Source organism: Ruegeria atlantica, assembly GCF_947495585.1.
Classification (GTDB): domain Bacteria; phylum Pseudomonadota; class Alphaproteobacteria; order Rhodobacterales; family Rhodobacteraceae; genus Ruegeria; species Ruegeria atlantica_G.
This window is the reverse complement of sequence record NZ_CANLZK010000002.1, coordinates 123,110-142,604: the sequence shown is the minus strand read 5'-3', so window position 1 is coordinate 142,604 and position 19,495 is coordinate 123,110. Positions and strand designations below refer to the sequence as shown.

Genomic DNA, 19,495 nt, shown 5'->3' with positions numbered 1-19,495 from the left:
GTCTGCGCCGCCTGTTTGCTGGCCCGGACAGGACGCCTTTCAGCGGTGCAAACAATAAAGGCGGGCCTATCTGGCCCGCCTTTGAAATCGAATTTCGGCCGTCTTATTCGCGATTGCCGAACAGCTGCAGCAGGAACATGAACATGTTGATAAAGTCCAGGTACAGGCTGAGCGCGCCCATGATTGCGGCTTTACCCAACCATTCCTGATCGCCCGAATGGGCCATCTGCAGGTATGTAGTTTTGATCTTCTGGGTGTCATAGGCGGTCAAACCAGCAAAGATCAGAACGCCGATCACCGAGATCGCGTACATGATCGCGGGTGACTGCAGGAAGATGTTTACAACCATCGCCACGATCAGGCCGATAAGACCCATGATCAGAAAGGTACCCATTCCAGACAGGTCTTTCTTGGTCACGTAGCCATACAAGGACAGCCCAGCGAAGGCGATCGAAGTAATCAGGAACACCTGTATGATCGACATGCCTGTAAAGGCAATGAAAATCCAGCTGATCGACAGGCCCATCACCGCTGCGAATGCATAGAATACCAGCTGCGCAGCTGCGGCGGACAAGCGGTTGATGCCGGCGCTAAAGCCAAAGATGAACGCCAGAGGTGCAAACATGATCACCCAGCGCAGGGGCGAGGTATAGATCGCGGCACCCAGCGACGTCAGATAGGTGCCCGAGCTGATTTGCCCAGCTGCGGCCGATGGGTCGGTTGTGGTTGCAAGCCCGGAAATGGCCCAAGCAGCCATGAATGTAATCAGCATGCCCACAGACATCGTGCCGTAGACTTTGTTCATATGGGCGCGTAGGCCCTCGTCAATCTGGGCAGCGCGCGCACCGGTCGCCGTCCGGATCGTGTCAAATTGTGCCATTAAGGGTCTCCCTTTGCATATTTCTTGTCGGGCCAATGAGATTGGCACCGTTCCCCGCAAATATCGGCAAGTGCGGGCTGTGTTTCAAGGGTTTAACGCCCGAAACTGGCTAAAACACGCAACAAAAATGGCAGCCCGACGGTTCGCGCTGCCATTCACCGAGAAAAGGTGCAGTGTCGAATCACTTTTGCCAGAACTCCGGCGCATCCCAAATGGATCGTGACGCCTCGGCTTCGGCCTGTTGGCGGGTGATGCCGATGTCTTCCAGAGCGCGATCATCAAGTCTGGCAAGCGTTTGGCGCTGGCGCAGAAGAGACAGCGAGTCCAGAAGCGAGGACAACAAAGAGCGACGCTGCGGTTTGCAGTGCTGTTTGATTGCAATTTGGGTCATATTTATTGTCCTTTCTCTGTTTCCTGATGGTTTGCCGTCTTTCCATCAACTTCCTTGATTTATATGGCGCAACATGTCACATTTTGAAAATGAATATTTATGAAGAGATACATAAGGATTTGTGAACATGCGAAATCTGGATATCACCACGCTTCGTTCCTTCGTTGCCGTTGCTGACCAGGGTGGCGTCACACGGGCCGCCGGATTTCTGCATCTGACGCAATCCGCTGTGTCTATGCAGTTGAAGCGGTTGGAAGAGCTGCTGGGCCTTGAATTGTTGGACCGTAGTGGGCGCACAATTGCGTTGACTGCATCCGGTGAACAGCTACTGGCCTATGCCCGGCGCATGATCGCGCTGAATGATGAAGTGATCTCAAAGCTCACGGATCAGGCCTATGAAGGCGAGGTTGTTCTGGGCGTTCCACATGACATCGTTTACCCGGCTATCCCGCGGGTCTTGCAGCGTTTCAATGCTGACTTCCCGCGGGTTCGGGTGCAGCTGATTTCGTCATATTCCCTTCAGCTGAAAGAAATGTTCAAACGCGGCGAGTGCGATTTGATCCTGACAACCGAAGCATCAGCCAGTGATGGATCGGAGACCGTCGCTGAGTTGCCCTTGCGGTGGATTGGGGCGCCGGGCGGGTCAGCATGGCGTAAGAATCCGATTCCATTGGCCGTTGGGCGGCGGTGCGCGTTTCGGCCCCAGATGATTTCGGCTCTCGATGCGGAAGGTATCCCGTGGGAACTGTCAGTCGAAACAGAAAACGACCGCACGATCGAGGCAACAGTAAGCGCGGATCTGGCTGTTCACGCGATGCTGGACGGGACCGAACCCGCACATCTTGAACAGATTGATACCGGAGGGGCATTGCCGGAACTGCCGGCCCACATGATCAATCTGTATGGGGGCGAGACTGGGCGCGGCGCTGTCGTCGAAGCGCTGGCTGCGCTGGTGCGTCAGAATTTTCGAATACTGGGCAGTGTACCGCTCAAGGCTGTTGTGGGGTAAGCGCCCGTCAGGGAGTAATAACCACTTTGCCGGTGGCCACGCGGTCGCGCAGCAACTGCATGCCTTTGTCGGCCTCGGCCAGCGGAAGAACGTGGCTGATATGCGGCTTGATCCGCCCCTCGGCGAGCCAGCCGAACAGCGTGTCAAAGCTGTCCTGAACGACCTGAGGTCGGAATCTCAGGTAGCCGCCGATGTAAAACCCAATCACGGTCAGGTTCTTTACCAGAAGATGGTTGGCCGGAATTTGGGGAACGTTGCCGCCCGCAAACCCGATGGGTAACAGACGGCCTTCGGGGTTGGTTGCCCGGAACGCGGCTTTGAAGACATCCCCTCCGACAGCGTCATAGACGACATCCGCGCCGCCCAGTTCCTTGACGCGTGCGCGCAAGTCTTCCGAGGCGTCGATCAGGTGATCCGCACCAGCCGCGCGGGCCACATCCAGTTTTTCCTGCCCGCGCGCATGGGCAATTACCGTCGCGCCCATAAGCTTGCCGATTTCGACGGCGGTAAGTCCAACCCCACCTGCGGCCCCGGTCACCAAAAGGGTCTCGCCCGGCCGCAGATGCGCCCGGTGATCAAGGGCGATGTGGCTGGTGCCGTAAGCGATCTGAATGGCCGCTGCATTTTCAAAGCTAATTGCGTCGGGCAGGGGTATCGCACGGCTCGCATCAAAAACGCCATATTCCGCCAGCCCGCCCTGACCGGAATATACGGCCACGCGGTCCCCGACATTCAGGCGCGTAACACCGTTACCCAGCTTGTCGACAACGCCCGCAACTTCCATACCCAGCGTGAACGGAGCCTCGGGCGTGTCCTGATACGTACCCTTCTGCATTAGCAGGTCGGCAAAATTCAATCCGCAGGCCTTGATTGCGATGCGCACTTGCCCTGTGCCGGGTTCGGGAAGGTCAATATCAGCCAATTGGGCCGCGCTTCCCTGGGATTGAATCGTGAATGCCTGCATGATCGCGCTCCGTAATTTTGAGGCATAGATTCTTTTCAGCCAGGGTTTGTCAATCATTTCTCCGGGCGCATTGGTTGCATTCGGGTGTCCGACAGCGGGTGCAGTACGCATCGAAGCGTCAAAAACACACAACCTTAAATCTTTGTGACGGGAAACGGATTCAACCTTCTTGAAAAATTACCCAAATGCGGCAATATTGCGCTATGGTGCTGTTTTGGGGGTATGTTCCAAATTAGGGAGTGGTTAAGTGCGACTCGCTAGTGTTGCGATAAAAAGCAACGCGCGCCCCTAGTAGTTGTGTGTAAAAGAGGAGAATACCAATGACCCATCACGTCGATGTCCATGTGGGCAAGCGCGTCCGGCATCGCCGCTGGCTGATTGGCATGACCCAGCAGCAGTTGGCGCAGCAAGTTGGTATTAAGTTTCAACAAATTCAAAAGTATGAAACTGGGGCCAACCGGATCAGCGCGTCTCGACTGTGGGACATTGCCGAGGCATTGGACGTTCCCGTCAGCTTTTTCTTTGAAGGTCTGGAAGAGGCCGAAAAAGAAACATCAGGCAAAAAGTCGGTTCCTGCCGATCTGATGGGGGACAAGGAAGCGCTGGACCTCGTGCGGTCCTATTACGCGATTCCCGAAAACCAACGTCGCCGCCTTTTTGAGCTGGCGCGGGTTCTTAGCGACGTCGCATAAATTAGCGGGTTGACTTCAAACCGTGCGCGCCTCACGGGTTACGCATGCAAGAGACCTCTCTAAGCGATCTGGAAGTTGCCGAAGAAATGGCCGACGCGGCGCGTGCGGCCATTCTTCCGTATTTTCGGCAAACCAATCTGCACACTGCGAACAAACTTGATGATGGGTTTGACCCCGTCACTATAGCCGACCGAAACGCCGAAAAGGCGATGCGCGCGGTTCTGGCACGCCATCGGCCCGAAGATGGCATTTTTGGCGAAGAGTTTGGTCGCGAAGAAGGCTCCAGCGGACGAACTTGGGTTCTGGACCCCATCGACGGTACCCGCGGTTTTATCAGCGGTACTCCGACTTGGGGGGTTCTGATTGCTCTCAGCACAACTGACGGCCCGATTATGGGGGTGATCGACCAACCCTATATCGGCGAACGGTTTGTGGGTTCGGCGGATATCGCGCAGGTCACCGGCCCATCCGGAACGGCACCGTTGAAGACACGCTCGACATCCGCTTTGGATCAGGCGGTTGTTTTTACGACCTTCCCAGAGGTTGGCACACCTGAGGATCGCGCAGGGTTCGAAGCGGTGGCCCGGCAAACAAAGCTGACCCGTTATGGCATGGATTGTTATGCCTATGCGCTGGTGGCGGCGGGGCAGGTTGATCTGGTGATCGAATCCAGCCTGAACGCCTATGACATTCAGGCCCCCATTGCAGTGATCGAGGCTGCTGGTGGGGTTGTGACTGACTGGCGGGGCGGTCCGGCCCATAATGGCGGGCGGGCTCTGGCGGCGGCGAATCCCGAACTGCACGCGGTCGCACTGGAAATCCTGCGCAACTATTGAAACTGGTTGCCGCAATTTGGCCGGTCGGGTAGGTTCTACGCGGCTGGTTCTTATGCCCGTTTTCCGCCAGCCTTTGCACTTCTTGCATGAGACGGGCTGTTGCAGGAGGGCGAATTGACCGAAATCCTTATCAAAAATGCAGATACCATTCTGACGATGGATGACGCGCGGCATGAGTTGTCGGGCGCAGACATTCTGATCGTGGGGGGGCAGATCGCGCAGATCGGCCACAACTTGCAAACCGACGGTGAGATCCACGATGCTGCGGGTTGTGTTGTGACGCCCGGGCTGGTGAATACCCATCACCATCTGTACCAAACCCTGACGCGGGCTGTGCCGGGCGGGCAGGATGCACTGCTGTTCGGATGGTTGCAGACACTCTATCCGATCTGGTCCCGTTTCGGCCCTGAAGAGATGTTTGTGTCGGCTCAGATTGGCCTGGCTGAATTGGCTCTGTCGGGCTGTACGCTCAGCTCTGACCACCTGTACCTTTACCCCAACGGCGCGCGCCTAGAGGATACGATCGCTGCCGCCGCCGAAATTGGTTTGCGGTTTCATCCGACTCGTGGAGCGATGAGTATCGGGGAAGGCGACGGCGGGTTGCCGCCAGATGCATTGGTCGAGGTCGAATCCGATATCCTCGACGACATGATCCGCGTGGTTGACGCGTTTCATGATCCATCCGATGGCGCGATGTGCCGGGTAGGGTTGGCACCTTGCTCCCCGTTTTCCGTCAGCAGGGACCTGATGCGCGACACCGCAATCCTTGCGCGCGACAAAGGTGTGATGCTGCACACTCATCTGGCGGAAAATGATGAGGATATAGCGTATTCGCAGGCGCAGTTCGGGTGCCGCCCTGGTCAATATGCCGAAGATCTGGGTTGGACCGGATCAGACGTCTGGCACGCGCATTGCGTGAAACTGGACGGGGCCGAGATTGACCTGTTCGCCAGAACCCAAACGGGCGTGGCGCATTGCCCGTGCTCGAACTGCCGCTTGGGGTCCGGTATCGCACCGGTTCGAACCATGCGTGATCACGGGGTTCCGGTGGGTCTGGGCGCCGACGGTTCGGCCAGTAACGATAACGGCAGTCTGATCCTCGAGGCCCGACAGGCCATGCTGCTGCAGCGCGTTGCCAATGGCGCGGATGCGATGTCGTCACGCGAAGCGTTGGAAATCGCGACACGCGGCGGGGCAGACGTGCTGAACCGCCCTGATTGTGGTCGGCTAGAGCCCGGCAAGCGCGCTGATATCGCCATATGGGACACGCGCGGTATCGAAAGTGCAGGCAGCTGGGACCCGGCCGCATTGCTGTTGGCCGGACCGATGAAGGTGAAACACTTGTTTGTTGAAGGCCGCCAGATCGTGCGCGACGGGCATGTCACGACGTTGGACCTGCCGCGCGTGATCGAACGGCAGACCCAATTGGCCCGCGCTTTGCAGGCCTAGGAAGACACGCGGCGACCGGCGATCCAAACCTCAGCAATCGCCCGGTCGTCGCCCATCATGATCGTAGGAAAGATCGCCTCCCACAGATCATCGGCGCAAGCTTCACGCTGGGCAATTGCGGGGGTTGAAGCGAGGTCAAGAACGACCAGATCAGCCTCCATCCCCGGTGCGACATTGCCGATGCAATCATCCATCCGCAGCGTACGGGCCGAGCCAACCGTGCCCAGCCACAGCAGTTGTGCCGCGTGCAGCGGCGAGCCGCGCAGTTGCCCGATTTCATAGGCCGAGGCCATCGTGTGCAGCATTGAAAAGCTCGACCCGCCGCCAGTATCTGTTGCCAGACCAACCCGGTGCCCTTCGCGCATCAGCCCGTCCATGTCGAACAAGCCGGATCCGATAAAGGTGTTCGAGGTCGGGCAGTGGATTAGCGAGGCATCAACCTCGCGTAGCCGGTCGCGCTCGCGCGATTCCAGGTGGATAACGTGGCCGTATACGCCATGCGAGCCCAGCAGTCCGAACTTTTCATAGGTATCCAAATAGTCCCGCGCATCAGGGAAAAGCTCACGAACCCATGAGATTTCGTCTGTCTGCTCGCTCAGATGTGTTTGCATCAGGCAATGCGGGTGTTCGGCCCACAGTGCGCCCATCGCCTCAAGCTGCTCGGGCGTGGATGTGGGCGAGAACCGTGGTGTGATGGCGTAGGATATCCGGTCGACACCGTGCCATTTCTCAAGCAGCGCCTGCGATTGATCATAGGCCGTCTGCGGGGTATCCCGCAGCCCTTCGGGCGCGTTGCGATCCATGCAGGTTTTGCCTGCCACCACACGCTGCCGGCGTTGCTGGGCGGCTGTGAAGAATGCGTCGACGCTTTCGGGGTGGATGGTGCAGAAACTGCACATTGTCGTGGTACCGTGCGACGCCGTCAGATCCAAATAACGGTTGGCGATCTCGGCTGCATAGTCGGGATTCCCGAACTTCATTTCCTCGGGGAAAGTATATGTGTTCAGCCAGTCGATCAGGCGCTTGCCCCAGCTGGCGATCATCGCGGTCTGTGGGTAATGGACATGCGCATCCACAAAGCCAGCCATGATCACGTGTTGACCGTGGTTTACAACTTCGGCATCGGGGTTCGCGGATATCAAGCTGTCGGCATCGCCGACTGCAGATATGCGGCCGTCTTCGATCAGGACCGCTTCGCTGATTGTCACAGCCTCTGTCGGTTCACCTTCGAATGGTGATCCGTTGAAGCTCAGGACACGCCCTTTCAGCAGCGTTTTTTGCGCCATTTCCGTTCATCTCCGCCTGTATGGGACTGCGAAACAGCATAGTGGGGCGAAACTTGTCGGTAAATCGGCGCATTGTCATTGTTTTCCGGTAGCTGCTTCTTCTAATTAGGGGTCAATGCGCGAACCAACCGGGGGCAGACATGACGACAGGCTATGATGAACCCGTAATCGATTCCGCAAGCGACGACGACGCCTATGCGCTGGATCGCCGGATGGTTGCCGCGATCCTGTATGCGGTTGATGTGGAAGATCGCGACAAGCTGATCGAGCTGATGGAGCCGCTGCACCCTGCGGACATTGCCGACCTCCTTGAACAGATTAATCCCTATGACCGTGGGCGTTTGATCCGTCTTTACGACAAGGAATTTGACGGCGATATCTTATCCGAACTGGATGAGTCCGTCCGAGAAGAGGTTATCAGTGTCCTGCGCCCCGACGTTCTGGCCGACGCCGTGCGGGAAATGGAGAGCGATGACGTCGTCGACCTGCTGGAAGACCTTGAAGAGCCGCAGCAAGAAGCCATCCTGGACGCGTTGGAAGATTCCGAGCGGATCGCCGCGGAACAGGCGCTGTCCTATCCGGAAAACTCAGCCGGTCGCCTCATGCAGCGCGAGGTTGTCATGTCGCCCGAGCATTGGACCGTGGGGCAGACCATTGATTTCATGCGCGCCAATGATGACTTGCCGGAACAGTTCTATCACGTTGTTCTGGTTGATCCGCGGCTCAAACCGGTGGCACAGGTCACGTTGGGCAAGCTGATGGCAACCCGGCGCGAAGTGCCGTTGCACGACATCGCCGAAGAGGAATTTCATACCATCCCCGTCGATCAGGACGAAGAGGATGTGGCCTACGCTTTTAACCAGTACCACCTGATTTCCGCCCCGGTGGTCGATGCCGATGGGCGTTTGGTCGGCGTGATTACCATTGATGACGCCATGGTTGTTCTGGACGAAGAATACGAAGAGGACATGTTACGCCTTGCCGGCGTCAGCGACGAAAGCTCGTTGTCCGACAGTGTCGCCGCGACCAGTAGGCGGCGTTTGCCGTGGCTGGCCGTCAACCTGTGTACCGCGATATGCGCGTCACTGGTCATCTCGCAGTTCGAAGCGGCGATCAATCAGTTGGTGGCACTGGCAATCCTGATGCCGATCGTGGCCTCGATGGGCGGTAATGCTGGGACGCAGTCGTTGACGGTTGCGGTGCGGGCGCTTGCAACGCGCGACCTGACCGGATCGAACGTGGCGCGCGTTATCCGGCGAGAATTGCTTGTCGGAGTACTCAATGGTCTGTGCTTTGCGACCGTTTTGGGGACTGTCGGCATGATGTGGTTTGATTCACCCTTGCTGGGTGTCGTGATCGGCTCGGCCTTGGTCGTGAATATGGCGATCGCAGGCTTCGCAGGTACGGTAGTACCGGTTGTGCTGGATCGTCTGGGCATTGACCCGGCGCTGGCGTCAGGGACTTTCGTGACCACCACAACGGATGTCATGGGGTTCTTCATCTTTCTTGGGCTTGCCAGCGTGGTGCTACTGTGACCGATCTGACTGAAATCAAGGCCGTCGCCCGTAAGGCGGCATTTGCGCGCCGGAAGGCTGCATTCGATGCGCGTTTGCCGGGTGCAGCCGGACGTTTGTCCGAAGTGCTTGCGGGGCATCGTGGCGTCCCGATGTCGGGGTACATGCCGATCCGCACCGAAATTGATCCTTTGCCTGCTATGGCCGAGGCCGCGGCTTATGGCCCGGTCGGTGTGCCGGTCATTCAGGCCGCCGGGCAGGCGTTGCGGTTTTCGCGCTGGACGCCGGAGGGCGTGCTAAAGGATGGCCCGTTCGGCGCCAAGGTTCCCGAGATTGATGAATATTTTGACCCCGAAATTCTGGTTGTGCCGCTGGTTGCTTTTGACGCGCAAGGCGGAAGACTGGGATATGGCGGTGGCTTTTATGACCGCACGCTGGAGGGATTGCGCGCCAAGCGCCCCACACTGGCCATCGGCTTTGCCTTTGACGCACAAGAAGCCGAAGGGCTGCCGTTGGAACCCACGGATCAGCCGTTGGATATGGTCATCACTGAAAGCCGAGTACTGACGTTCTCGGCCTGACCGCCTTAGGTCGGGCTGTTTTCGCGAAAGTACTCCCACGCGTCCACTTCGGTGCCGTCGGGCAGGATGCAGATGCCGATCTGGCCGCCTTCGCCATCTCGGATTTCGTAACGATTGCCGCTTTCAACGCAAAAGGTTGCTGCCGGGTTCGCCAGCTGGGTGGACGAGTCGTTTGAAGCAGGTTGGTCGCAAGCTGAAAGCGCGGTCAAACTGGCGGCGGTCAGAAGGGCAAGGCGCATGGGAAATCTCCTGCATAATGTGCTTTGGCGGTTTATTCTGCCAGCTTAACCACTTGTGCTTGAGAGATACCACACTTAGGACAGTTCGAATGAGGATACTTTTTCTGGGTGACGTGATGGGCCGCGCCGGACGCGCGGCCATTCAGCAACATTTGCCGCGTCTGCGCGACGAATGGCGGTTGGATTTTGTCGTGGTCAATGGCGAGAACGCATCAAACGGGATGGGTCTGACCGGGGATCACGCCAAGCTGCTGCTGGATGCCGGGGCCGATTGCCTGACACTGGGCGATCACGCGTTCGACCAGAAGGACATGTTGCAATTCATCGAAAGCGAACCCCGTATCGTGCGCCCGGTAAACTTTGCCAAAGGAGCGCCGGGCCGGGGGCACCGGTTGTACACTGCGCCCGGTGGGCGCAAGGTTCTGGTGGTTCAGGTGTTGGGGCAGGTCTTCATGAAACGCCCCTTCGACGATCCGTTTTCGGCGATTGAACCGATCCTGAAGTCGCACCCGCGTGGCGGACAGGCGCAGGCCGTGATCGTTGATATGCATTGCGAGGCCACGTCCGAAAAGATGGCCATGGGCCACTATTGCGACAAACGCGCCAGCCTTGTTGTGGGCACGCATACGCATGTGCCGACTGCGGACGCGCAAATCCTGCCGGGTGGCACGGCCTATCTGACGGATGCGGGCATGTGCGGCGATTATGACTCGGTCATCGGCATGGACAAACTGGAACCGATGCGCCGGTTTATCACTGGCATGCCCAAGGCCCGGTTCACTCCGGCTAATGGCGAGGCCACGCTAAGTGGCGTGTTCGTTGAAACCGACGACCGGGACGGTCAGGCGAAATCTGTTCAAATGGTGCGCGTTGGCGGGCGGCTACAGCAAGCTGGCCCACAGTAAGGGCACGTCAGGCTTGCTCTGTCGCGCGCAATGCGTGAAACTGCCTGACGGGCGCGTAAACCAGGCCAGGGTTCGGACAGAAAACCAAGAATGCAATTCCTTCAACTGACAGAAATGGGAAGCGCGATACTGGCGCTGTTGGTCGTTGCAGGCATGTTCATCATGTTCCTGCGCGAATCCTATCCGACTGAAGTGGTCGCAATTGGTGGCGTGGCCGTAATGCTGGTGACGGGCATTCTGCCTTACCAAAGCGCACTTGCCGTTCTGTCAAATCCGGCCCCTTGGACGATTGCCGCGATGTTCATCATCATGGGAGCATTGGTGCGTACCGGAGCACTGGACGCATTCACATCGACCGCACAAAAACAGGCACAGGTAAGTCCCAAAGTCGCAATCGCGACGTTGATAACCTTTGTTGTCTTTGCCTCGGCGGTGGTTTCAAACACGCCTGTTGTGGTCGTCATGATCCCCGTATTCGTGCAGATCGCACGGACGCTAAACGTGTCGGCCTCGAAACTGCTGATCCCGCTTAGCTATGCGGCCATTCTGGGTGGTACCCTGACCCTGATCGGGACCTCGACCAACCTGTTGGTTGATGGTGTCGCGCGGTCCCAGGGGATGGCTCCGTTTACGATCTTCGAGGTCACGCCGCTGGGCATTGCGCTGGTCATTTACGGCATGTTCTACCTGCGGTTTGTCGCGCCGCGCCTGCTGCCGGAACGGGACAGCATGGCGACAATGCTTAGCGATCGGTCGAAGATGAAGTTTTTTACCGAGGCTGTCATTCCCCCCGACAGCAACCTGATCGGGCGTGAGGTGACGGGCGTGCAGCTGTTCAAGCGACCGGGCGTGCGCCTGATCGACGTCGTGCGCGGCGACGAGTCGTTGCGGCGCAACCTCAAGGGCGTCGCATTGAAAGTTGGCGACCGTGTCGTTCTTCGGACCGAGATGACGGAACTGCTGAGCCTGCAAACCAACAGGGAACTCAAGCGTGTCGATCAGGTCTCGGCGGTTGAGACGAAAACGGTCGAGGTGCTGATCACTCCGGGTTGCCGCATGGTCGGGCGGACGCTTGGCGCGATGCGTTTACGCCGCCGTTATGGCGTCTATGTGCTGGCGGTGCATCGGAGAAACCAGAATATCGGGCGGCAATTGGATGATCTGGTCGTGCGGGTCGGTGACACGCTGCTGCTGGAGGGATCACCAGCGGATATCCGGAAACTGGCTGCTGATATGGATATGGTCGATGTGACCCAACCTTCGGCCCGCGCATTCCGCCGAAGCCACGCCCCGATTGCGATTGGTGCGCTGGTCATGATCGTTGTGCTGGCGGCGCTGGGTGTTGCACCGATCCTGCTACTGTCGATCCTTGCTGTTGCGATAGTTTTGATTACGCGCTGCATCGACGCGGATGAGGCGTTTTCCTTTGTCGAAGGACGATTGCTCGCCCTCATCTTCTCAATGCTGGCCATAGGCGCGGCCTTGGATAAATCCGGTGCAGTTTCCTTAATTGTCGAAGCCGTGGCGCCGGGTCTTGGTGCCCTGCCACCATTCCTGATCATCTGGGCTGTATACTTGCTGACCTCTGTGCTGACAGAGCTGGTGTCGAATAACGCCGTGGCAGTTGTGGTGACGCCGATTGCCATCGGTTTGGCGCAGGCGGTGGGCGTTGATCCGCGCCCGCTGGTCGTGGCGGTCATGGTGGCAGCCTCGGCTTCATTTGCGACGCCGATCGGATATCAGACCAACATGATGGTTTACGGCCCCGGTGGGTACAGGTTCACAGATTTTCTGAAAGTTGGCGTGCCACTGAATCTGACCGTGGGTTTGCTGGCTTCGCTGTTGATCCCTCTGATCTGGCCGCTTTGAGTTTGGCACGGAACCGCTGGTTTTCCGGCGAAGTCCTTGTAAAATCAAAACCTCATACAATGTTTTGAATAAGTGATTTTGCAAAAAGGAGCACGCCAATGCTCAAGACCGGATATAACGCGCTTACGGTTGCGGCCACATCAACCATGCTGAGTAGCGCGGCCATCGGCGGAACGATCGAAGGTACAGCCGCATATCGCGAGCGTATCGCCGTACCACCGGATGCGACGCTTTACGTGCAATTGCAAGACGTCTCGCGCGCGGACGCACCGTCGGTGACCCTGTCGGCAAAACGATATGCGCTGACCGGAGTGCCAGCACAATTCGAGCTGAGCTATGACGACGCCCTTATTCAAGAGGGGATGCGTTACGTGGTGCGTGGCTCGATCTTTCAGGGCGACAAGCTGTTGTTCACAACTGACACCGCCTATCCGGTTCTGACGAATGGGGCCGGGAATGCGACCGATCTGATGCTGGTCAAAGTACAACCGCCCGGGGCAGCCGTGCTGGAGAACACCAACTGGACTGCAACCGGCCTGAATGGCGCAGCACTTGAGACCGAAAGGCGCCCCGCGCTTTCATTCGCCAAGGATGGCGCATTCTCAGGCAGCGGTGGATGTAACCGGTTTTCCGGCCAAGCCGAGATTGCGGGCAACAATATTGAATTCCCCGACAACATGGCCGCCACCCTGATGGCCTGTCCGCCGCCACTGGATGAAGTTGAGCGGCAATTTTTCAAAGCCTTACAAGGGGTGACAGCATATGCTTTCAAAGGCGATACGCTGGTGTTTCTGGACAGCGCCGGGCAATCCGTCGTGCAATTTGCCCGGGAACAGTAAAGCATAACGGGCCGTCACGCGACGGCCCTCGACCGCCCTGCATTGCGGCCGGAGAAAATGCAGCCGCCCAGAAATGAACCTTCGAGCGCATTGTAACCGTGATAGCCACCGCCGCCAAAACCCGCGACCTCTCCGGCTGCGAACAGGCCGGGAACGACCTGACCGTCTGCGCCCACCATCTGACTGTCCAGATTGGTCTGAAGCCCACCCAGCGTTTTGCGCGTCAGCACGTGCAGTTTCACCGCGATCAGCGGGCCATTGGCCGGATCAAGGAACTTGTGCGGCTTGGCTGTCCGGATCAGCTTGTCACCACGGTAGTTGCGCGCGGCCAGAATGGCGGCCATCTGCGCATCCTTGGTGAACGGGTTGTCGATCTGGGAATCCCGCGCCTCGATCTGGGCGCGTAGATGCGCCTCATCGATCAGCCCTCCGCCCAGATGGTTCATGCCGTTAACAAGCTCGGTCAAGGTATTGGCAACAATGAAGTCTTCGCCGTGCTCCTTGAACGCCTCGACCGGAGCGGTGGCCTTGGACCCGGTCAGAATGCGTTGGAACAGAACCTCTTTCCAACCACCGTCCGTCATGTCGGGATTTTGTTCAGACCCGGACAGAGCGAACTCTTTTTTGATTACCTTCTGGGTCAAAACGAACCAGCTGTATTCATGTCCGGTTTTCAGGATTTCCTTCAGCGTCCCTAGCGTATCAAACCCCGGCAGGCATGGCGGTTTCAACCGGTTGCCTTCAGCGTCGAACCACATTGAGCTTGGGCCGGGCAGAATGCGAATACCGTGCGATGGCCAGATCGGATTCCAGTTACGCACGCCTTCGGTGTAATGCCACATCCGGTCGCCGTTGATCACATGACCGCCAGCCTTTTCGCTGATGCCGATCATGCGTCCATCGACGTGGAATGGTACGCCCGCGACCATGTCCTTCGGCGGCTCACCCAGACGGTCGCGTGGCCAGCTTTTGCGCACCATTTCAAAGTTGCCTCCGATGCCGCCTGACGTGACGATGACAGCTGGGGCGTAAAACTCGAACTCGCCGACCTCATCACGGTTGGTCTTGGCGCCGTGGGGAGCGGTGTCGTCGGCCAGAACTTCACCCGAGACGCCTTTGGCAGCGCCGTTCTGCATGATAATGTGGCTGACTTGATGGCGGAATTTAAGCTCGATCAATCCGTTGCTGACATGGTCACGCACCCGGCGTTTGAAATGTTCCAGAACACCTGGGCCGGTGCCCCAGGTGATATGAAAGCGGGGCACAGAATTGCCGTGACCATCCGCATATGATCCACCGCGTTCGGCCCAGCCGACTATCGGAAACCAGCGCAGGCCCATGTCATGCAGCCAAGGGCGCATCTCACCGGCGGCAAATTCCACATAGGCCTCGGCCCATTTCCTGGGCCATACGTCCTCGTCACGATCGAACTGCGCGCTGCCCATCCAGTCGCGCAAGGCAAGGTCGTAGCTGTCTTTGATGCCCATGCGCCGCTGTTCCGGCGTGTCGACCATGAATAGGCCGCCGAGACTCCAAAACGCCTGACCACCGAGGAAATGCGCGGGCTCCTGATCGACCACGATCACCTTCTTGCCACGGTCGCTCAGTTCGGCCGCGGCGGCCAACCCGGCCAGCCCAGCCCCCACGACGATTGCATCGGCAGAGTTATTCGTCATGTGTTATCCTTTCAGCGGCTGCGGAACCAAAGGATGAAAGGCAAGGCCACAACATACATCGTTATTCCGTACACAGCCGACGGCAGAGCCAACGGACTGAACCCGCTTTCCGTCGCCGTGATCAGTGCGGCCAGTGTAATCCCAAGTGTCGAGTTTTGTATGCCGGTTTCGATGGAGACCGTCTTGCTTTCATTCCACGTCAGGTTTGCTGCGCGCGCCAGCCCCAAACCGATCAACAGAAGCGCGATGTTCAATGAGATCAACCCAGCACCCATGATGCCGAGGTTGTCGACAAAGAGTTGCCAGTTTCCAGCCAGAGCAGCCACGACAATCAGAACGAACAGAACAGTTGCAAGCTTGGATAGCGCGGGCTCGATCCGCTTTGCAAAGTCAGTTGCAAAGCGGCGCAGTGTGACGCCAAGCGCCACGGGCAACGTGGTGATCAGGAACATCGCAATGGCCAATCCCGTAATGGAAACCTCGGGTGCGGCATCGCCCATGAAATAGTTCACGGACCATGCCGCAAGAAAGGGCACGGTCACCATTGACAGCAGGCTGATGACGGCAGTCAGGCTGACCGACAGGGCAACATCACCCTTTGCCAGTTTCGACAGGATGTTGCTGGTCACGCCGCCGGGACAAAAGCTGAGGATCATGAAGCCGACAGCGATCTCGGGTGGCAACGCAAAAAGTGTGACCGTGACAAAAGCCGCGACCGGCAGCAGTACAACCTGACACAACGCGCCGATGGCAAATGGGTAGCGTCGGCTAAAGACGCGGCGGAAATCTGCAACCTCTAGCCCGACGCCCAAAGACAGCATGATAATAGCCAGCGATAGCGGCAGGCCGACATTAATTAGAAGATCCAAGAACAACTCCTCCCAAAGCCGTTCGGGCCACCCTAAGCGAGCGGTCGTGGATCAGGCAATAACGCCGTTGGGTCACCCATAGCGTTCGGCAAATCTGCGGAGGATTGCGGCCGGTTGCGTGACGTCCGCAGCATGGCAGATATCGATCAGGCGCTGGGCGTCTTCGGGCGGAAAATAGCCGTGGTTCTTGTAGATATTGATGCGTTGCTCAAAATCGCGCGCGTCCGCCTCCGGGTGGAATTGAGTGGCATAAACATTCTGCCCCCAACGGATCATCTGAAACGGGCAGGGGTCCGAGGCCAGCAGGTGGATGCACCCGTTCGGCAGCGCCTGCACGGCTTCTTTGTGGCCCACGAAGGCGTCGAATGTTCCGGTCAGCCCTGCCGTTAGCGGGTCTTGCGCTCCGTCTGCAGTCAGGTGGCAGGTCGAAGGCCCGACGGGTTCGCCGAATTTCTCTTTGCTGACGTCACCGCCAAGATGGGCAGCCAGAATGCCCAGCCCATAGCAACAGCCCATGAAGGGATGATCCTGAGCGATGATCTGCGGCATCAATCCCATGATGGCCGCCTCGGTACGTGCATCAGTTTCCGATTTGGTTGCCGGATCGTCACTGACGCATCCCGGTCCACCGCCGACGATCACCCCGGAATAGTCCGTGACATCCAGATCCGCAGGTAAGTCCTCGCAATCCAGGCGAATTCGATGGGTTTGCTCGGGTTTCAGCCCGGTTTTATCCAGGATCGAGGCATATTCGGCATCCGAAGCATCGGTTTCCGGGCGCAGTTGCAGGATCAGAAATCGTTTCATGATTGGCTCTTAACCGTCAAAGAGGCCAGAAGACAAGGATGGCGGGAATGGAAACGGCGATGATCAGGATTTCCAGCGGCAACCCCATGCGCCAATAATCACCAAACTGATACCCTCCGGGCCCCAGCACCAGCGTATTGTTCTTGTGCCCGATCGGCGTCAGGAACGCGGCCGAGGCTGCGACGGCAACAGTCATCAGGAACGGGTCGGGTGAAACCTCAAGCGTGCGGGCCATCTGGATGCCGACCGGAGCCGCAACAATTGCGGTAGCCGTATTGTTCAGCACGTCCGATAGGGTCATGGTGACCACCATAAGCACAGTAAGAATGGCCCAGGCAGGCAGCCCGTCGGTCAACTGAATCAACGCATTCGCAATCAGTTCTGTACCGCCTGACGTCTCCAATGCGCTGCCTAGCGGGATCATCGAGCCCAGCAGAACGACAACGGGCCACTCGATATGATTGTAGATATCGGAAATCGGCATGATCTTGGTCAGAACATAGGCGACGACGACCAGCCCCAAAGCGACGGGCAGGTAGATCAGCCCGACACTGGCCGCCAGAACAGCTGCACCAAACAAGCCAATGGCAAGCCACGCTTTTTCGTTGGCGGTGACGTTCAGACCGCGTTCAGCAAGTGGCAAACAACCCAGCCATTCGGTCACATCGGCACTGCGATCACGTGGGCACAGCAGCAACAGAATGTCGCCTGCCTCAATCTGAGTTTTGCGGACCTGTTCGGTGATGCGACGACCCTGCCGTGAAATCCCCATCAATACGGTGCTTTGACGCCAGGCCAATCCCAGGCCTTGCGCAGTGCGACCGGTGACGCGTGCGTTTAGCGGCACAACTACCTCAATCACTTCAAGACCGTCCCCTTCGGCGGTCAGCAACTCCTGACGGCGGGTATCTGAGAAATCGAGGTTCAGCGCGGTGCGAAATTCGTCTAGCGCCTCGGGGCGGGCCTCTAGCACCAATGCGTCGCCCGGTTTGATGGTCGCATGGGCCGACCGACCATAGCGCCGTTTGCCATCTCGAATAAGGCCGATGATGGCCACGTCGGATTTCTCGGCGGCCTCATAAAGCTCGCTGACGCGTTTTCCGATTTGCGGCGACTCTGGCGGGACCGTCAGTTCCGCGATGTATTCGGCAAGGGTTTCTGAGGCCTCTTCTTGTGTTCCGCGATTGGGAATCAACCGCCATCCGACCAGCGCGACAAATGCCAGCCCGGCAATCGCTGCCAATCCACCAACGGGGGCGAAATCGAACATACGGAACGGTTCACCCAATGTCTCAGCCCGGATCGATGCGATGATGATGTTAGGGGGCGTTCCAATCAACGTGGCCATGCCGCCCAGAATAGTGGCAAAACTCAGCGGCATCAGGGTTAGGCCGACCGGTCGCCCCGCCTTGCGCGCGGTTTGGATATCGACCGGCATCAGCAGCGCCAGCGCGGCCACGTTGTTCATAAAGGCCGACAGAACAGCGCCAATCCCGCCCATCAATGCGATGTGCGCGCCAAGCCCGCGCGAGGCATCGACCAGTGTGCGGGTGATCAGGAAAACAGCGCCGGAGCGCACCAACCCGGCCGAGACAACCAATACCAAAGCGACGATGATCGTGGCGGGGTGACCGAACCCGGCAAAGGCGTCATCGACCGGCACAACACCCAGCGTAACTCCGATCAATAGCGCGGTGAAGGCCACAAGGTCGTATCGAAACTTCCCCCAAAGCAGCATTCCAAACACAGTGGCGAAAAGGGAAAAAAGAATAATCTGGTCTGTCGTCATGCGGCCACCATACCCTTCGCGGCGACTGTCGCAAGCCGCTCTCTTGATCCTTGGCCCCTCAAACGTCTATATGAGCGCCGAATACGCAATCACGATGACGAGGACGCAACATGGCAGGCCATTCCAAATGGGCCAACATCCAGCACCGCAAGGGGCGTCAGGACGCCGCGCGGTCCAAACTGTTTTCCAAACTGTCGAAAGAGATCACCGTCGCCGCCAAGATGGGCGACCCGGATCCTGAAAAAAACCCACGGCTGCGTTTGGCCGTGAAAGAAGCCAAGTCACAGTCGGTTCCAAAAGATGTCATCGACCGCGCGATCAAGAAATCGACGGCGGGCGAAGGCGATGAATACGAAGAGATCCGGTATGAGGGCTATGGCCCGAACGGTGTGGCGGTGATCGTCGAGACGATGACCGACAACCGCAATCGCACAGCGTCGACCGTGCGTTCGACCTTTTCCAAGAACGGGGGCAACCTGGGCGAAACCGGTTCAGTTGGCTTCATGTTCGAACGCAAGGGCGAAGTGGTTTATCCGGGTTCCGTCGGCGACGCGGACACCGTGTTCGAAGCCGCAATCGAAGCCGGTGCTGAAGATGTTGAAAGCTCGGAAGAAGGGCATATCATCTGGTGTGCCGATACCGACCTGAACGAAGTGTCGAGCGCCCTTGAAGCTGCGCTGGGGGAATCCGATTCCACCAAGCTGATCTGGAAGCCCACGACCACAACCGAGTTGGGTCTGGAAGACATGCAAAAACTGATGAAACTGGTCGATGCGCTGGAAGACGACGATGACGTTCAGCGCGTGACGACGAATTTCGAAGCCACGGACGAGGTCATGGCTCAGCTCTAACCCCACTTCAAGAAAAGCGCGAAAAACCCGGTCTTTGGCCGGGTTTTTT

General features: G+C 58.1%; 19 protein-coding genes. 10 read left to right on the top strand and 9 right to left on the bottom strand.

Annotated elements, in window-relative coordinates; all coding sequences use genetic code 11:
- Positions 1–103: 103 nt before the first annotated feature.
- Both QMP16_RS06440 and QMP16_RS06435 read right to left on the bottom strand, forming a co-directional pair.
- Entirely contained in the window at positions 104–880 is a 777-nt protein-coding gene (locus QMP16_RS06440) for a Bax inhibitor-1/YccA family protein (RefSeq protein ID WP_282151688.1), read from the bottom strand.
- Positions 881–1,061: 181 nt separating this feature from the next.
- Positions 1,062–1,271, bottom strand: a complete 210-nt coding sequence (locus QMP16_RS06435) for a DUF1127 domain-containing protein (RefSeq protein WP_058275628.1) — start codon at positions 1,269–1,271, stop codon at positions 1,062–1,064.
- A 127-nt stretch (positions 1,272–1,398) separates the two neighbouring features.
- Between QMP16_RS06435 and QMP16_RS06430 the strand changes: the two genes are divergently transcribed.
- Positions 1,399–2,280 carry a LysR family transcriptional regulator gene (locus tag QMP16_RS06430; RefSeq protein WP_109313181.1) on the top strand — a complete coding sequence of 294 codons (882 nt, stop codon included), beginning with the start codon at positions 1,399–1,401 and terminating at the stop codon, positions 2,278–2,280.
- Between the two features lie 7 nt (positions 2,281–2,287).
- Here QMP16_RS06430 and QMP16_RS06425 read toward each other — a convergent pair whose 3' ends face one another.
- Positions 2,288–3,244 carry an NADPH:quinone oxidoreductase family protein gene (locus QMP16_RS06425; protein WP_282151687.1) on the bottom strand — a complete coding sequence of 319 codons (957 nt, stop codon included), beginning with the start codon at positions 3,242–3,244 and terminating at the stop codon, positions 2,288–2,290.
- A gap of 320 nt (positions 3,245–3,564) precedes the next feature.
- On the opposite strand from QMP16_RS06425, the gene QMP16_RS06420 reads away from it, so the two are divergent.
- The 3 genes from QMP16_RS06420 (at position 3,565) to QMP16_RS06410 (ending at position 6,221) form a co-directional block, all read left to right on the top strand.
- Positions 3,565–3,936, top strand: a complete 372-nt coding sequence (locus QMP16_RS06420) for a helix-turn-helix domain-containing protein (RefSeq protein ID WP_058275630.1) — start codon at positions 3,565–3,567, stop codon at positions 3,934–3,936.
- A gap of 44 nt (positions 3,937–3,980) precedes the next feature.
- Complete coding sequence (gene hisN, locus QMP16_RS06415) at positions 3,981–4,772, top strand: histidinol-phosphatase (RefSeq protein ID WP_282151686.1); 792 nt, start codon at positions 3,981–3,983, stop codon at positions 4,770–4,772.
- A 114-nt stretch (positions 4,773–4,886) separates the two neighbouring features.
- Positions 4,887–6,221: an 8-oxoguanine deaminase gene (locus QMP16_RS06410; protein WP_282151685.1), complete on the top strand. Its 1,335-nt coding sequence runs from the start codon at positions 4,887–4,889 to the stop codon at positions 6,219–6,221.
- Here the strand turns inward: QMP16_RS06410 and guaD are convergent.
- Positions 6,218–7,507 (bottom strand): guanine deaminase, encoded by a 1,290-nt coding sequence (guaD, locus tag QMP16_RS06405; protein WP_282151684.1) that lies wholly within the window; start codon positions 7,505–7,507, stop codon positions 6,218–6,220. The two genes, QMP16_RS06410 and guaD, sit on opposite strands and share 4 nt — an antisense overlap.
- Before the next feature lie 140 nt (positions 7,508–7,647).
- On the opposite strand from guaD, the gene mgtE reads away from it, so the two are divergent.
- Complete coding sequence (gene mgtE / locus QMP16_RS06400; RefSeq protein WP_282151683.1) at positions 7,648–9,042, top strand: magnesium transporter; 1,395 nt, start codon at positions 7,648–7,650, stop codon at positions 9,040–9,042.
- Positions 9,039–9,602 (top strand): 5-formyltetrahydrofolate cyclo-ligase, encoded by a 564-nt coding sequence (locus tag QMP16_RS06395; protein WP_282151682.1) that lies wholly within the window; start codon positions 9,039–9,041, stop codon positions 9,600–9,602. The genes mgtE and QMP16_RS06395 overlap by 4 nt, the downstream gene beginning before the upstream one ends.
- A gap of 5 nt (positions 9,603–9,607) precedes the next feature.
- On the opposite strand, the gene QMP16_RS06390 is transcribed toward QMP16_RS06395, so the two are convergent.
- Positions 9,608–9,841: a putative hemolysin gene (locus QMP16_RS06390; protein WP_058275635.1), complete on the bottom strand. Its 234-nt coding sequence runs from the start codon at positions 9,839–9,841 to the stop codon at positions 9,608–9,610.
- 89 nt (positions 9,842–9,930) lie between these two features.
- Here QMP16_RS06390 and QMP16_RS06385 point away from each other — a divergent pair, with 89 nt between their 5' ends.
- The 3 genes from QMP16_RS06385 (at position 9,931) to QMP16_RS06375 (ending at position 13,454) form a co-directional block, all read left to right on the top strand.
- Complete coding sequence (locus QMP16_RS06385) at positions 9,931–10,746, top strand: TIGR00282 family metallophosphoesterase (RefSeq protein ID WP_282151681.1); 816 nt, start codon at positions 9,931–9,933, stop codon at positions 10,744–10,746.
- A 90-nt stretch (positions 10,747–10,836) separates the two neighbouring features.
- The gene (locus tag QMP16_RS06380; protein ID WP_282151680.1) at positions 10,837–12,615 is read left to right on the top strand and encodes an SLC13 family permease; all 1,779 of its coding nucleotides are present in this window, start codon (positions 10,837–10,839) and stop codon (positions 12,613–12,615) included.
- Positions 12,616–12,713: 98 nt separating this feature from the next.
- Positions 12,714–13,454, top strand: a complete 741-nt coding sequence (locus QMP16_RS06375) for a YbaY family lipoprotein (protein WP_282151679.1) — start codon at positions 12,714–12,716, stop codon at positions 13,452–13,454.
- Positions 13,455–13,468: 14 nt separating this feature from the next.
- Here the strand turns inward: QMP16_RS06375 and QMP16_RS06370 are convergent, their stop codons facing one another.
- The 4 genes from QMP16_RS06370 to QMP16_RS06355 all read right to left on the bottom strand — a co-directional run bounded on the left by QMP16_RS06370 (position 13,469) and on the right by QMP16_RS06355 (position 18,595).
- Positions 13,469–15,130 carry an FAD-binding dehydrogenase gene (locus tag QMP16_RS06370; protein ID WP_282151678.1) on the bottom strand — a complete coding sequence of 554 codons (1,662 nt, stop codon included), beginning with the start codon at positions 15,128–15,130 and terminating at the stop codon, positions 13,469–13,471.
- A gap of 11 nt (positions 15,131–15,141) precedes the next feature.
- On the bottom strand, positions 15,142–15,999 hold the full coding sequence (locus tag QMP16_RS06365; RefSeq protein WP_282151677.1) for a bile acid:sodium symporter family protein: 858 nt from the start codon (positions 15,997–15,999) through the stop codon (positions 15,142–15,144).
- 72 nt (positions 16,000–16,071) lie between these two features.
- Entirely contained in the window at positions 16,072–16,806 is a 735-nt protein-coding gene (locus QMP16_RS06360) for a glutamine amidotransferase (RefSeq protein WP_282151676.1), read from the bottom strand.
- Between the two features lie 16 nt (positions 16,807–16,822).
- Positions 16,823–18,595, bottom strand: coding sequence for an SLC13 family permease (locus QMP16_RS06355; protein WP_282151675.1), 1,773 nt, complete (start codon positions 18,593–18,595; stop codon positions 16,823–16,825).
- 110 nt (positions 18,596–18,705) lie between these two features.
- Between QMP16_RS06355 and QMP16_RS06350 the strand changes: the two genes are divergently transcribed.
- On the top strand, positions 18,706–19,446 hold the full coding sequence (locus tag QMP16_RS06350) for a YebC/PmpR family DNA-binding transcriptional regulator (RefSeq protein WP_282151674.1): 741 nt from the start codon (positions 18,706–18,708) through the stop codon (positions 19,444–19,446).
- Positions 19,447–19,495 lie beyond the last annotated feature (49 nt).